This is a genomic window from uncultured Thiocystis sp., assembly GCF_903866365.1.
Lineage (GTDB): Bacteria > Pseudomonadota > Gammaproteobacteria > Chromatiales > Chromatiaceae > Chromatium.
The window spans coordinates 12,707-27,153 of the sequence record NZ_CAIPNF010000190.1 but is presented as its reverse complement, the minus strand read 5'-3'; the positions used below and the strand labels follow the sequence as shown (position 1 = coordinate 27,153).

14 protein-coding genes are annotated in these 14,447 nt (G+C 64.1%); 8 read left to right on the top strand and 6 right to left on the bottom strand.

Going from position 1 to position 14,447, the window contains the following annotated elements; translation table 11 throughout:
• Positions 1 to 199: tRNA-dihydrouridine synthase (locus QZY07_RS11010; protein WP_295402409.1), on the bottom strand; the 199-nt coding region annotated here is incomplete at its 3' end.
• Positions 200 to 333: 134 nt separating this feature from the next.
• Here QZY07_RS11010 and QZY07_RS11005 point away from each other — a divergent pair.
• Positions 334 to 609, top strand: coding sequence for a hypothetical protein (locus QZY07_RS11005; protein ID WP_295402407.1), 276 nt, complete (start codon positions 334 to 336; stop codon positions 607 to 609).
• An 80-nt stretch (positions 610 to 689) separates the two neighbouring features.
• Here the strand turns inward: QZY07_RS11005 and gorA are convergent, their stop codons facing one another.
• The 3 genes from gorA to QZY07_RS10990 form a co-directional block, all read right to left on the bottom strand.
• A complete protein-coding gene (gene gorA, locus QZY07_RS11000; protein ID WP_295402405.1) occupies positions 690 to 2,066 on the bottom strand; it encodes a glutathione-disulfide reductase in 1,377 nt (458 codons plus the stop codon).
• On the bottom strand, positions 2,063 to 2,470 hold the full coding sequence (locus QZY07_RS10995) for a GGDEF domain-containing protein (protein ID WP_295402403.1): 408 nt from the start codon (positions 2,468 to 2,470) through the stop codon (positions 2,063 to 2,065). The genes gorA and QZY07_RS10995 overlap by 4 nt, the downstream gene beginning before the upstream one ends.
• Before the next feature lie 86 nt (positions 2,471 to 2,556).
• The gene (locus QZY07_RS10990; RefSeq protein WP_295402402.1) at positions 2,557 to 3,291 is read right to left on the bottom strand and encodes a glutathione peroxidase; all 735 of its coding nucleotides are present in this window, start codon (positions 3,289 to 3,291) and stop codon (positions 2,557 to 2,559) included.
• Positions 3,292 to 3,802: 511 nt separating this feature from the next.
• Here QZY07_RS10990 and QZY07_RS10985 point away from each other — a divergent pair.
• The 7 genes from QZY07_RS10985 to QZY07_RS10955 all read left to right on the top strand — a co-directional run bounded on the left by QZY07_RS10985 (position 3,803) and on the right by QZY07_RS10955 (position 13,663).
• A complete protein-coding gene (locus tag QZY07_RS10985; RefSeq protein ID WP_295402401.1) occupies positions 3,803 to 4,135 on the top strand; it encodes a sulfur globule protein CV3 in 333 nt (110 codons plus the stop codon).
• Between the two features lie 184 nt (positions 4,136 to 4,319).
• Positions 4,320 to 5,300 carry a glucokinase gene (gene glk / locus QZY07_RS10980; RefSeq protein WP_295402400.1) on the top strand — a complete coding sequence of 327 codons (981 nt, stop codon included), beginning with the start codon at positions 4,320 to 4,322 and terminating at the stop codon, positions 5,298 to 5,300.
• 47 nt (positions 5,301 to 5,347) lie between these two features.
• A complete protein-coding gene (locus QZY07_RS10975; protein ID WP_295402399.1) occupies positions 5,348 to 5,548 on the top strand; it encodes a heavy-metal-associated domain-containing protein in 201 nt (66 codons plus the stop codon).
• A 3-nt stretch (positions 5,549 to 5,551) separates the two neighbouring features.
• Positions 5,552 to 7,390 (top strand): autotransporter assembly complex family protein, encoded by a 1,839-nt coding sequence (locus QZY07_RS10970; RefSeq protein ID WP_295402398.1) that lies wholly within the window; start codon positions 5,552 to 5,554, stop codon positions 7,388 to 7,390.
• Positions 7,391 to 7,685: 295 nt separating this feature from the next.
• Positions 7,686 to 11,771: a translocation/assembly module TamB domain-containing protein gene (locus QZY07_RS10965; protein WP_295402397.1), complete on the top strand. Its 4,086-nt coding sequence runs from the start codon at positions 7,686 to 7,688 to the stop codon at positions 11,769 to 11,771.
• Between the two features lie 3 nt (positions 11,772 to 11,774).
• Positions 11,775 to 12,692, top strand: a complete 918-nt coding sequence (locus QZY07_RS10960) for a lipid A biosynthesis acyltransferase (RefSeq protein WP_295402396.1) — start codon at positions 11,775 to 11,777, stop codon at positions 12,690 to 12,692.
• Positions 12,689 to 13,663: a lysylphosphatidylglycerol synthase transmembrane domain-containing protein gene (locus tag QZY07_RS10955; protein WP_295402395.1), complete on the top strand. Its 975-nt coding sequence runs from the start codon at positions 12,689 to 12,691 to the stop codon at positions 13,661 to 13,663. Before QZY07_RS10960 ends, QZY07_RS10955 begins: the two co-directional genes overlap by 4 nt.
• Here QZY07_RS10955 and QZY07_RS10950 read toward each other — a convergent pair.
• Entirely contained in the window at positions 13,648 to 14,037 is a 390-nt protein-coding gene (locus QZY07_RS10950) for a type II toxin-antitoxin system VapC family toxin (RefSeq protein WP_295402394.1), read from the bottom strand. The two genes, QZY07_RS10955 and QZY07_RS10950, sit on opposite strands and share 16 nt — an antisense overlap.
• The gene (locus tag QZY07_RS10945) at positions 14,034 to 14,273 is read right to left on the bottom strand and encodes a ribbon-helix-helix protein, CopG family (protein ID WP_295402393.1); all 240 of its coding nucleotides are present in this window, start codon (positions 14,271 to 14,273) and stop codon (positions 14,034 to 14,036) included. Before QZY07_RS10945 ends, QZY07_RS10950 begins: the two co-directional genes overlap by 4 nt.
• Positions 14,274 to 14,447 lie beyond the last annotated feature (174 nt).

Below are 14,447 nucleotides of genomic sequence, written 5' to 3'. Positions count from 1 at the left end.
GATCGAACCGCAGAAAACGCGCCCGTTCGCCGTGGAGCAGCGCGCCCGTGGTGACCATTTCGGTATAGAGAAGCGTGTGACGGGTGATCAGACGCAGAAAAAAACGGAAGTGCCGATCCGTCCAGTCGAGCATCGGGGCGATGGCGAGCCGGCGGGCCTGTGTCAGTGACGCGGCGACTCGATTTGACGTGTCGGGCATGATCAGATTCTTTGATGGATGTCTCAATTCGTTCGTCGCTTGTTTGCCAAAGTATTCACCACAAACGCAGTGGCGGCGGTACCGGAAGCCGCCGAGCGAACGAGACTGAACAGTGACCGTCACCGGAGAGAGTCATGATTACATTTCCAATCCCACCCGGAATATCCCAGGCCGACCTCGCGGACGAGACGACCATGCTGTTCGACTATGGCGATTGCGTGGCGCTCTATAGTCATCCGCATGGCATGGGAGGTGTCTATCGACTGGATCCGGGGGTCTGGCAATTATGGTTCCCGATCGGTTTAGAGGAGTTCTCGACCGCCATGATGCGTTTTCTCAAGGCCCATGGGCTATTGGATCAGACCGGATGCTCGTTCGTCATGCCGGCGCCTTCGATGCGGCTCAATTGATCGGCGAGCAGACCCCAACGCGGTAGGAGTGGTTTGCAAATGCGCTCCTGCCGCCGGGATCCGGTTTTCCGAAATCGCGTTTAAAGGGCGTCGCCCGGACGCCTCACTGGCACCTTCAGCGTCACCAGTTCCTCCGCGCTGCTAGGGTGAATCGCGACGGTCGCGTCGAGATCCGCCTTGGTCGCGCCCATCTTCACCGCCACGCCGAACCCTTGCAGCATCTCGTCGACGCCATCGCCGATCAGATGAATGCCGACGACGCGCTCTTCGGGACCGGTGCAGACCAGTTTCATGGCGGTCTTGGGTCCATGCGCGTTGAGCGCGTAGCGCATGGGGGTGAAGCGGGTCTCGTAAATCGTCAGGGTGTCGCCGAAACGTTCGCGCGCCTCGGGCTCGGTCAGGCCGACCTTGCCGAGCGGCGGATGGGTGAAGACCACGGTCGGGACGTTGTCATAGTCGAGCTTGAGCGTCGGCTTGTCGTTGAACAGGCGTTCGGCAAGACGGCGTCCGGCGGCGACCGCGACCGGGGTCAGTGGCTCGCGGCCGGTGACGTCGCCGATGGCGTAGACGCCAGCGACATTGGTGTTCTGGAAGGCGTCGGTCGGGATGATGCCGTTGGGCTTGAACTCCACGCCAGCGGCGTCCAGGTCGAGTTCACGGGTATTGGGCGCGCGGCCGACGGCCCAGACGATCTGGTCGAATCCGGTGAGACGTTCGCCGCCGCGGGCGGCCAGCGTGAGACCGTCCGCATCCTGTTCGAGCGCGGCCACCTCGAATTCCAGCCTGATCTTGATGCCGTGCGCCTCCATGTTCTCGCGCAGCGTCGCGCTGATCAGCGGATCGAACAGCCACAGCAGCCGATCTTCCAGTGCGACGACCGTGACCTCGGTGCCGAAGGCGCTCAGCACGCCCGCCAGTTCGACGCCGATATAACCGCCGCCGACGATGGCCACGCGCTTGGGCTGGGTCTCCAGCCGAAAGAATCCATCGGAATCGATGCCGAGTTCCGCCCCCGGCATGCGCGGCACGATGGGCCGACCGCCGCTGGCGATGACGAGATGATCGGCGCTGTACTGCCGGTCGCCGACCGCGATGGTGTGAGCGTCGACGAAGCGGGCCTGACCATGGATGCGGGCGATGCCCTGTTCCTCGACATAGCCGTCCCAGTAGTTGTTGATATTGGCGACATAGCGATTGCGTCCCGCGATCAGCGCCGGCCAGTCGAGACCCTCCGAGTGCGCGCGCACCCCGAAATCGGGCGCCCCGGCGACCGCCTCGGCCAGACTGGCCGCGTACCACATGACCTTTTTCGGGACGCAGCCGGCGTTGACGCAGGTGCCGCCGAGTTTGTTGGACTCGACGATGGCCACCCGCTGGCCGAACTGCGCGGCCTTTTCAGCCACTGCCAGGCCGCCGCTGCCGCCGCCGATGGCGATCAAATCGAAGTGTTGACTCATGCTGCTTTCCTCGCGATGACGACCCGATTGCGCCCTTGCTGTTTTGCCGCGTAGAGCGCCTGATCGGCCCATTGAAAGAATTCGTTCGGTGAGAGGGCGATGCCGTTTGCAGGTGGAGCGAAGGTCGCCACCCCGAGGCTGACGTAAACCGGGCAAAGCTGCCATTCGCTCCCGGCGACCTGTAATCGTAACCGCTCCGCCGTCCGCGCCGCCTGCGCCTCGGTCGTGTCAGGCAGCAGAATGCAAAATTCCTCGCCGCCATAGCGCGATGCCTGATCGCCCGCGCGGACGAATTGCCGCAGGATGTCTCCCAATCGCCGCAGGACAGCGTCGCCCGCCGTGTGTCCATACGAATCTATTTGGAGTGGGTTTCGCCACGGGTTGTAACCGCAAGCAAGGTTCATGGATGAAGGCGGGAGGTGCTTTGCGTCCGTCCGGGAATGTTTCGAGTCACGCGCGTCCCGCGCTGGCGCGGGACGCCGATCCTCGATTAGCGAGCCTTCAGCCATTCCTCCAGCTTATCCGAGCCGCCGATCAACTGTCCGTCGATAAAGACCTGCGGCACCGCCGTGGCGTTGGCGATCGCGCGCAGGCTCATATCGGTGTAATCGCGGTTGAGCAGCAATTCCTCGTAGGCGATCCCGGCGGCTTTGAGCGCCTCCTTGGCCTTGGCGCAGAAGGGGCAGCCGTTGCGGGTCATCACCGTGACGTTGAGCGGCTTGGGGGCGTCGGGGGCGATGTAGTTCAGCATGGTGTCGGCATCGGAAACACCGAAGGGGTCGCCGTCGACCTCGGGCTCGATGAACATCTTTTCGACCACGCCATCGCGCACCAGCATGGAATAGCGCCAGGAACGCTTGCCGAAACCGAGATCGTCCTTCTCCACCAGCAGACCCATGCCCTCGGTGAATTCGCCGTTGCCGTCGGGGATGAATCGCAGGTTCTCGGCGTTCTGCGTTTTCTGCCACTCGTTCATGACGAAGGTGTCGTTGACCGACATGCAGACGATGTCATCGACGCCGTGCTGCTTGAAGACCGGCATCAACTGGTTGTAGCGCGGCACATGCGAGGAGGAGCAGGTGGGCGTGAAGGCGCCTGGCAGCGAGAAGACCACCACGGTCTTGCCGGCGAAGATGTCGTCGGTCGTTACGTCGACCCATTCATGACCCTGGCGGGTGTGGAAGGTGACCTGAGGGACGCGGCTTCCGGTACGATCCTGCAACATGTCGATACTCCGATGGTTGATGAGATGGATGGGGTGGACAAGGTTGGGTTGAAGGCTTGGTTGGCGGGTCGATGCCGCCAGCGAAACGAACGATAAAGCACATCGAGCGATATGGGAAATCGATAATAAAGATCGTCGCGATACATTCTGACGATCAACCGGGCTGCGCCAGTCGTGAACAACGTCGCTCGGCGGGATGCGGTTGCAAGCGAGTCTAACCCGCGCTCTGAGTGCGGGCGTTTGCGTGAAGGATCAAGTGATCGTCGGCAAAATCGTTCCCGCTGTCCCATCGCAATGCCGCGTTGGTCTCATCACGCGCAGCGCCAATGCCATTCCGAAATCCTGGTCTTCTGGCCCCGGTCATCGCGAGCGCGCATGAAAATGCCCGTCCATCTGAAAAGTAATTGATCGATATCAACGTGATCGGCTTTCCCCCTGCCTAATCTTTGACTCGCGGTCTGGGCATTCAGTCCCGGCCTGTCTCAAAATCAACCTTCGAGGGAGGTGAACCATGATGACGACAAAACGCTTGATGCTGGCCGCCACCGTTGCGGGGGTCTCCGCGCTTGGCTCCCTGCCCGCCAACGCCTTCTGGGGCTGGAATCCGTTCAATTGGGATGACGGTCCCTGGGGCGGTCCCTGGGGCGGCGGTCCCTGGTATGGCGGTCCCTATTATGGGTATCCCTATGGTGGCTATGGCTACCCCTATGGCGGCTACGGCGTCCCCTACGGTTGGGGTGCGCCAGTCTATGGTTATCCTGGCTACGGATACCCTGGCTACGCCTATCCCGCGTATCCCTATCCGTCGACCGCGCCGCAGCCCGACACGACTCCCGCGAAATAATCGGCCGTTCGCTCCCCCGCGGTTGCCCGCGCCCCGGAGCGCGGGCAGCGACGCCCCGCGCGGATCCGCTCGCCCGGCACTTCGCCGCCGCGCGCGCATCTTGTTATCATCCCCGTCTGCCGTTCCGTCGCCATCGGGTCAACCGATGGGCCGGCCGTCCACCGTCCGATGAAGGAGAGACACTATGCGCTTACTGGTGGGTGACATCGGTGGGACCAAGACGGCACTCGGCGTCGCCCAGACCGATGGCGAGAGCGTGACGCTGACTGAGCCGAGACGTTACCCGAGCGCGGCCTTCGAGTCGCTCGATCAGATCGTGCGCCGCTATTGCGGTGAGACGGGGTTGATCTGTCGTTTCGCGGCCTTCGCGGTCGCCGGCCCCATTCAGGAGCGTCGCTGCGAGACCACGAACCTGCCCTGGATCCTGGATGCCGACGCACTGGAGCAATCGTTCGGATTTTCCGGCGTCTATCTTTTAAACGATCTGGAGGCGGTCGCCTGGGGCGTGGACGCGCTCGGGCCTCAGGATCTGGCCGTGATCCATCCCGGCGATGGGATCGGCGTGGGCAATGCCTGCGTGGTGGCCGCCGGCACCGGTCTGGGTCAGGCGGGCCTGTTTTGGGACGGGGTGCGGCATCATGCCTTTGCGACCGAGGGCGGACATACCGATTTCGCGCCCGCCGACGACCTGGAATTCGCGCTTCTCGCCCATCTGAAGGCGCGCTTCGGACGGGTGAGTTGGGAGCGCGTGGTGTCGGGGATGGGCATCGCCAATCTTTACGAGTTTCTGCTGACCCATCATGGCGCCGAGCCACCGGCCTGGCTGAGGCAGGCGATTGCCGAAGGAGGCGATACCGCGGCGGCGGTCGCCCAGGCGGCGGCCGACGAACGTTGTCCGCTCTGTGTCGAGACCATGGCGCTGTTCATGCGTCTGTACGGGCGTGAGGCGGGGAACATGGCCTTGAAACAGATGGCCCTGGGCGGCGTCTTTCTGGGTGGCGGCATTGCCTTGAAGAATCTGTCGGCCGTGCGCAACGGGCAGTTTCTTGAGGGTTTTTTCGAGAAGGGTCGAATGGAGCCGCTGATGCGTCGGATGCCGGTTCGCGTGATCCTGCAACCCCATACGCCGTTGCTGGGCGCGGCGCGTTTCATGGCCTCGCAATAAGGACATCGATCATCACGCTGCATGCGAATCGGTCGGGAGAAGACGTCATGATTATTGAACTGAACATCTCGGGCATGAACTGTCAGCACTGCGTCAAGGCGGTGACGGAGGCCATTCGGTCGGTACCAGGCGTCGAGTCGGTCGAGGTGGATCTGGCACGGGGGCTGGCGCGGGTCGCGGGTTCGGCGGACGCGAACGCGCTGATCGCCGCCGCGATCGCCGCCGGCTATGGCGCGGAGCCGGCCTGAGCGATGGCGCGTTTTGCGAGGGCACCGGGGGCAACACGGCGAACATCGTTTGCGGGAGGAGCGGGACAGGGGCTTTTCGTCCGTTTCCTGCTGGTCGTGCTCCTGCTGCCGACCGGGTTGGTGCATGCGCTGACGCTCGACGTCAAGGTCGAGGGACTCGAAGGTCAGCCGCAGGCCAATGTCCTGGCGCTCCTGGCGATCCATCAGGAGCGTGCTGACCCTGAGCTGACGCCGGAGCGTGTCCTCGGTCTGCATCGTCTGGCGCCCGAGCAGATCCGCGAGGCGCTGGCGCCGTTCGGCTTCTATCGCGTCGCGGTCGAGGACCGCCTGGAGCCGCCCGCCGCCGCCGACGGACGCTGGACAGCGGTCTACCGGGTCGCGCCGGGAGCGCCGGTCAAGATCGGCTCGGTGGACTATCAGGTGACGGGCGAGGGCGCCGACAACCCCGCCTTCCCGAAGGAATTCCCCATGCGGGTCGGCGATGTCTTGCTGCATGCCGCCTATGAAAAGGCCAAATCCGATCTTCGCTATACCGCTTCGTCAGAGGGGTATCTGGACACTCAGTTGCTGCGCCATCAGGTGCTCATCGACCCGGTTGCCTACGATGCGCGGGTTGAATTCCATCTGGACACCGGTCCGCAATACCGGATTGGCGCGGTCAGTTTCAAACAGGATCTGCTCGACGAAGGATTGCTGCGCCGCTATGTGAAATTCAAGCCAGGCGTCGTCTATGACCCAGATCTGCTGCTTGGTTTGCAGGGCCGTCTGCTCGGCACCGAATATTACAGCGATGTCGAAATCGTGCCGCTGACGGATCAGGCAGGTCCGAACCATGAGGTGCCGATCGAGGTGATCGCCAAACGCAACCTGCCGAACAAATATCGCATTGGCTTGGGGTACGCGACCGATGTCGGGCCGCGTCTGAGCATGGACTGGCACCGCCGCTATCTCAATCGCTGGGGGCATAAACTGCGCACCGAACTGAGTCTGGCGCCGGCGCTGTCGAATCTGGAGCTGGACTATCGTATCCCGATCCAGGATCCCACCCGCGACTACATCATCGTCAAACCTCAGTCGACTTACACGGATACCGCAACCCGCAAGGGGTGGGTGCATACGATTCAGGCAGCCCACTCCACCCTGACCCCGCGCGGCTGGCGTCGCAATCTCGGGCTCGATTATCGGTACGAGGATCTGGAACTGACGGACGATGCGTCCGCTTCGCCCGGCGCAACCAGCGAACTGGTGCCGAATTTCTCCTGGTCGAAAACGGTCTCCGACGACCCGATCAATACCAACCGCGGCTATCGGATCAAGTACAGCCTGTTGGGTGCCGTGGAGGGTCTGGTCTCCGAAGCCTCCTATCTAAGCGGTCAGATCCAGTTCAAATGGGTCCGGCGCTTCGCCGAACGCTATCGCTTCATCACCCGGACCGACCTGGGCGCGACCCTGGCCGACAGCGTCGACGATCTGCCGGCGAGTCGGCGTTTCTATGCCGGCGGCGACAATTCCATCCGCGGCTGGGGATTCGATGCGCTGGGTCCGAATGACCCCGACACGGATGCCGCGGTCGGCGGTCGTTATCTGGCGGTGGGGAGCCTGGAACTGGAGCGCCAGATCAAAGGCCCCTGGAGCGCGGCGATTTTCACCGATTTCGGCAACGCCTTCGATCCGGACTACGAACAGCGCTTCGCGCAGAGTGCCGGGTTCGGCGTGCGCTGGGCCTCGCCCATCGGACAGGTCCGGCTGGATCTCGCCTTCGCCTTGACCAAGGATCAGGGCGATGACGAGGGCGGATTGCCGCCAGCCCGACTGCATATCGTGATCGGGCCGGATCTTTGACGACTCTCCGGGCTGAAGACCCGGAGATTCTCGACCTCACGGTCGGAGGTTTCTGTTTCGCTGAAGATTGCCCAGGGGAAATGGCTTGGTTTTCGCCGCAAAACTCCCGCAGTGGGGAGCTTTACGGCTGCGAGCCGACGCCATGCTCCCCCAGGTCTCACATCCTCTCCGCAGACTTCACATCCCGCTCGCCCAGCGGTAGGTCTTACGACAGGGCAATTCTACTCAAAACGGCGAAAGCAGGCTCGATTTTGAACCGCCCTTCAGGGCGGGGTTTCAATCGGAGGAAATTTTGATGAGCGAGCGATCAGACAGCGATTCCGTCGCCCTAGATGGGGGCTTGGAACCGTCTTCCGAGGGGGCGGACGTCCCGCCCGCGGACGAAAAGGACGCCCGTTCCCCATCGCCTCGCCGCTGGCGCCTGCCTTGGCTGATCGCCGTCCCGCTGCAACTCCTGCTGGTCCTGATTCTGCTGATCGGGCTGACGCTCGGCACCCAGACCGGTCTGCGCGTCGCCATCGCGCTCGCCGAGGATCTGGTTCCGGGCATCCTGAGCGTCGCGCAGGTCGATGGGCGGGCGTTGGGTCGACTGCATCTGGCAGGGATCAAGATGCGTCTGCCGGCAATCGACCTGACGATCGGCACGCTCGACCTCGACTGGTCGCTCCGGTCGGTTTTCTCCGGGATCCTGTCCGTCCGCCAACTGGCGGTGCGCGACCTCGATCTGGTGGTCGCGCCCAGCCTGGATGAGGAAAAGGAGCCTTTTGTCCTGCCGGAAATTGTGCTGCCGCTGCGGGTCGAACTCGGTGACGTCCTGGTCGAACGCCTCAGGGTCTTCGCGCCGGGCGAGGAGAAACCTGGATTCGTCCTTGATCGTGCCATGCTCAGCGCCCATGCGCAGGGGAGCGAAGTCAACCTGACCCGCGTCGAGGTGCGGATACAGAGCCTCCAGTTCAGCGCCATCGCCCAGGGTCGCGCCAATCTGCTGGGCCATTATCCCCTGGATCTGGATCTCGATTGGGACATGAGCATGGCGCCCGCGGTCCAATTGACCGGCAAGGGCCGCATCGGGGGCGATCTGCAGCGGCTGACGATCCAGCATCGTGTCACGGGCGCGGTCGAGGTGGAGTTGGATGCCCATGTTCAGAATGTCCTGGAACGTCCGAGTTGGGATGGGCTGATCAAGATCCCGCAGGTCGATCTGCCCGCCTTCCGACCGGATTTGCCCGCCGTGGAGACCGTCGCGCGACTGGAGACGCGCGGCAATCTGGACGCGGCGACGCTCACCGGCACCGTCGATGCCCGCGCGCCGAATCTCCCGGATTTCGGGCATCTGGCCGTCGCGCTGGAGGTGCTCTGGAAGGAGCGCGTGCTCTCGATCCGCGCGCTGGAACTGACCGAGCAGGTGTCCGAGGCCGTTTTCAGCGCCCAGGGACAGGTCGATCTCAATCCCAGCCTCGGCCATTTTTCGCTCAAGGGAAACTGGAAACGTCTGCGCTGGCCCCTGATCGGCGATCTGGTGGCCCAGTCGCCGCGGGGCGAACTGGAGCTGTCCGGAGATTTCGACGCCTTCGCGTATGCGCTGTCCACCGAGGCGCTGGGGCCGGGTTTCCCCGCCGCCAGACTGACGTTGCAAGGCAGCGGCAAACCCGAAAGCACACACCTCGACACCCTGAGGATCGAGGCGCTTGGCGGTTTGCTCGAAGGCTCTGGCGATCTGACCTGGTCGCCCGCGCCGACCTGGAACCTGACGCTCGTCGGTCGGGATCTCAATCCGGGTGAGTTTGTCGCGGGGCTGGAGGATCGACTGAGCCTGCGGTTCGCCAGCCAGGGCGGGCTGGACGGGTTCGACTATGACCTCGCCGCGACGACGGTCGGCCCCGGTCTGCCGCCGGCGACTCTGACCCTGAACGGGACCGGCGACCGGAATCGCACCGATCTGAACGCCCTGCGTCTGGACCTTTTGGATGGCCGCATCGACGGGCAGGCCAAGGTCGCCTTCGCGCCGCGCCTGACCTGGGAGGCCAGTCTCGCGCTGGCCGGCATCAATCCAGGCGCTTATGCCCCGGACTGGCCCGGCCGGATCGATGGCCGGCTGACGAGTCAGGGCACGTTGGAAGACGACGGCCCGACGCTCACGGCGGTCATCGAAGGCTTGCAAGGGACGCTTCGGGGCTATCCGGTTGCCGCCGCCGGAACCCTGGCAATAGCCGGTAAAACGCTGCGTATCGAAGGTCTGACAGCCGAGTCCGGACCCAGCCGCGCGCGGATCGATGGCATGATCGACGAGCGCCTGGAGCTTGCGTTCGCGCTGGAGTCGCCCGACCTGGCGAGCCTGCTGCCGGAGGCTCGGGGGCGCCTGACAGCGACCGGCAAGATCCAGGGGACGCTCGACGCACCCCGGATCGCCCTGGATCTGTCGGCGACCGACGCCGAGCTGGCGGGGCAGGGGATCGCCTCGCTGTCCGGGACCGCCGAGGTGGATCTGGCCCCGAATGGCCGGTTCGCGCTCCAGTTGGACGGCAAGAACCTGTTCGCGGGCGGGATGCAGTGGAGCACGCTGGCGCTGCGCGGAGACGGCTCCATGCCGGATCACCGGCTCTCGGCCTCCCTGAGCGGCGATCCGCTCTCGCTCACTCTCGCCGCGACCGGCGCGCTGGCGGCGGGCGGCGCCTATCGCGGACAGCTCGCGACGCTCGATCTCAAGACAGCGGATTTTGGGGCCTGGCGTCTGCAACGTCCGACGCCCTTCAGTCTGGAGCAACCCAAGATCGCCGCCGGCCCGCTCTGTCTCCGTCACGACAAGGGTTCCGGGGGTTGCGTGACCTTCGACCAAGCCGATGCCGGGCAATGGACCGCCGGTATCGATCTGGATAAGTTTGACTTCAATCTGCTGGCGGGTCTGCTTCCCGAAAACCTGACCGCCGAGGGCGGCGCCAGGCTCAAGGGGCGCTTCCAGGCGGCGGCTGGGGTACTCGACGGCACCGCGACGGCGGAGATTCCGAACGGGCGGGTCCGTCTCGCGCTGGGCCAGGGAAAAAGCGAGACGCTGGATTTTTCCAACACCCGTCTGACGCTCGATGCCGGCGCGCGGGGATTGTCCGCCCGGCTCGGGCTGTCGCTCAAGGAATTGGGCGAGATCGAGGGCGATCTGAATCTGCCCGGCTGGCGGCTCGATGCCCCGGCCCGTCCGGGTCAGCCGTTGAATGGGCGTGTCCGGGCCAATGTCCAGGGGCTGGCGCGGATCGCCAATCTGCTCCCGGACATCAGCAAACTGAGCGGCGCCCTGGATGCCGATCTGACCCTGGGCGGCACCCTGGCCGAACCTGGCGTCAAGGGCCGGGCGAACCTTCGCAACGTCAACTTCGAGGTGCCATTGATCGCGCTCAAGGTGAAGGATCTGAACCTGAGCGCCATCGCCCCGACGCTCGAACGCATGGAGTTGCAGGGACAGGCGAGCATCGGCGGCGGTCGGCTGGAACTGTCCGGCGACAGCCGTTTCGGCGGCGGCGGTTTCGCCGCCCGGCTCAAGGCGTCCGGGGAGCGGCTCCAGGTGGCCAACACGAAGGAGTATTTCGCCATCGTCTCGCCCACCTTCGACCTGGAGGCGACCTCCAAGGGGGCATCGCTGCGCGGCGAGATCCGCGTCCCCGAGGCGCGCATCCGTCCCCGTGCGATTCCGGCCGGAACCATCTCGCCATCGAGCGATGTCGTCCTGGAAGATCCGTCGGCCTCGCCCAGTGCAAGCAATCAAAAACCGCCCTATCCGCTGTATCTGGATATCCGGCTGGTATTGGGGGATGAAGTGACCATCGATGCCTTCGGCGTGCGCGGTCGTCTGGCGGGCAACCTGAGTGTCCAGCAAACGCCGGGCAAGGACATGCTCGGCGATGGTCAGTTGCAGATCGTCGAGGGCGAATACCGTCTCTCCGGCGGATTCGGGCTGGCCGCCGAACTGGGCGCCCCGCTGACGATCACCCAGGGCCGTCTGCTCTTCGCCAAGAGTCCGATCGGCAACCCCGGTCTGCTACTCCAGGCCGAGCGCGAGGGCGGCGATACCACCGCCGGCGTGCGGGTGCTCGGTACCCTGCGCAATCCCAAGCTGGCCTTTTTCTCCGAAAGCGATCCCGGTATGACCCAGGCCGAAATCACCAAATACCTCATGACGGGGATCCCGCCCTCCGCGAACGACCGGAGCGACCAGGCCGGACTTGCGGTGGGCACCTACATCGCCCCAAAGATTTATATGGAATACGAGAGCGGACTCGGCCAGGAGGATAACAAGGTCCGGTTGCGGTATGACCTTTCCCGTCATATCGAACTGCAAACCGAAACCGGCGAGAATCCAGGTGCCGATATCTACTTCAAGTTCGAGAATTGAGCCGTGCTCTCGCATCCGCGCTATTGGCTGAGTTGGGTCGCCGTCGGGCTGATTCAGGGACTGGGACGGCTACCTTTTCCCGTGATCTGGGCGCTTGGTACCCTGCTGGGCCGCTTGGGCTATCGGTTTGCCAGCGCGCGACGACTGGTCGGGCGCCGCAATCTGGAGCTTTGTCTGCCCGACGCGAGCCCGGCCGAGCGCGAACGCATTCTCCGCGCCCATTTCGGCTGGCTCGGGGTCGCGGCACTGAGTCAGGGCGTGCGCTGGGGCATCTCGCGCGCGCGCATCGCCCGCCTGACGCTCATCCGCAACCGCGAATTCATCGATAGCTGCATCGCGGAAGGGCGTCCGGTGATTCTGCTGGCGCCCCATTTCATCGCACTGGAACTCGGCGGGGCGGCCTTTATGGCCCTGGTCCATCCGGGCGTCCATATGTATCAGAAGGTCCGCAACCCGGTCATGGATTGGCGGGTGCGAACCGCGCGCTGTCAGTTCGGCAGTATCCCGGTCGAGCGTCAGGACGATCTGCGCGGCTTGATCCGCGAGATCCGCAAGGGCGCGCCCTTCATCTATCTGCCCGATCAGGACGCCGGGCGGCGCGGGATCTTCGTTCCCTTCTGTGGTCAGCCCGCGGCGACCGTGCCTATGCTCGGACGTTTCGCGGCCCTGACCGACGCGGTCGTCATCCCGACCTTCGCGCGCTTCCTGCCCTGGGGGCGCGGGCTGGAAGTGATTTTCGATCCGCCGCTCGCGGACTTTCCCAGCGGCGATCCGCACCAGGACGCCGCACGCATGAACGCGGTCATCGAGGCGCGTCTTCACAGCATGCCGGAGCAGTATTTCTGGGTCCATCGACGCTTCAAGACTCGCCCGCCCGGCGAGCCGCCGATTTATCCGCCGAAACGGAGACGCCGCAAATGAGCCCAGTGAACGAGGAGACGAAAGGGCAGGGCGTCCCGCGGCTCGGACGCCCGCGCGATTGGGTTTTGGGCGGAATCTTGCTGCTGGCGCTGCTCGCGGCCGTGCAATGGACGATCGGCTGGGGACCGCTGCTCGCGCCCTGGCGCGAACTCTCGCCCTGGCTGCTGGGTTGGCTGTTTCTGCTGACGGCGCTCAGTTACGCACTGCGCGCGGTGCGGGTGAGCGACTATTTTCGACCCCGTTTCAGCGGGCAATTCCCCGCCGTGCTGCGTCTAAGCATCTTGCATAACACGGCGAACAATCTACTGCCCATGCGCGCGGGCGAGCTGGTTTTCCCCTGGCTGATGCGCCGTTATTTCGGGCATGGACTGCTGGATTCGGCCGCGGCGCTGCTGTGGATCCGGCTGCTGGATCTGCATTTCCTGGCGCTGATCGCGATCCTCATCCTGAATCTGAGCCGACCCTCCTGGATCTGGTGGGGCCTGGCCCTGCTCTGGGTCGCGGGGCTGGCGTTGATCGTGTTCGTCAGCGGGATGGGCGAGGCGGCGAGGCTGGCCGGAAACGGAAAGATCCGCTCGACCATTCGCCGGGTGCTGCTGGCCGCGCCCCGCGATCACTGGCTGGTCGCGCGGGTCTATGGTTGGACGGCCCTGATCTGGACTCTCAAGTTCGCGGCCTTCACCAGTCTGCTGAAGTTCTTTCTGCCATTGGATTTATGGCGTCTGCTCGCCGGGGTCATGGGTGCCGAACTTTCCAGCGTGTTGCCTTTCCACGGCATCGCCGGCAGCGGCAGTTACGAATTGGCGGCGGTCGCGGCGCTGGCGCCGCTGGGGGTCGATCCCAAACTGGCGCTGGCCGGCGCGGTCAACCTGCATCTGTTTCTGCTGGGAAGTACGCTGATTCTTGGCGGGCTGGCGTTTCTGTTGCCGAAGTCAGCGGGCAAGGCGGCGGTCGGTCAGGCTTTTTCGTAGGGCACTAAAAGACGTTCGAGCATCGGGAAATGTTTGCGATTGAGCGTGGCGAGTGTCGCGTCGAGCGAAAGCGCCGAGGCGGCGATGAGACAATCCGCGAGACCGGCGCCATGCGACTTCCCCCAGTCCCGACGCAGCAGTCCGCCCTGACGAGCGATCCGGTCGTCGATCGGAACTGTCTTGAACAACCCGAGAAAGGCGGTCAGCGTTTCCCGCTCGCGACCGTCGCGGACACCGGCGTAGAGTTCGGCGATTGTCATCGTGGAGAGATGAACGTCGCCCGCGAGCCCCGCGACCCACAAGACGGCTTCCCGCCGGTCCCGGAGAAAATCGATCAGAATGTCGGTGTCGACGAGGATCGGGCCTTGATTCACTGACCGCCTCGCTCAAACTCGGCCCGTAGCGCAAAGAGATCGGGAAGATCCTGGCGATCCCGCCAAAGGCCGCGTGCGGACTCAAGAATCGCCTGGCGATCGGTCGTCGTCTGCCGGTCGAGATAGGTATCGATGGCCTGACGGATCAATTCGCTCTGGTTCTTGCCTGTCACCTTTTTCAACTCGCGCAATTGGTGACTCTGGTCATGGGTCAGAAAAATTTGCGTTCGGATCATCGGAAATGAATGCCTTGATCAAGATGATGTATAAACTATACATCGTCTTAGCTGACCTCGCGATCCTCGACAAAACCAATTGATCGCCGCCGGAGAATAACGCTATTCTGTTGCGCTGCACAAAAAGGCGGCGCTCGGTGCCGATGGCCGTGATCGATGGGGTATCGTCGCGCC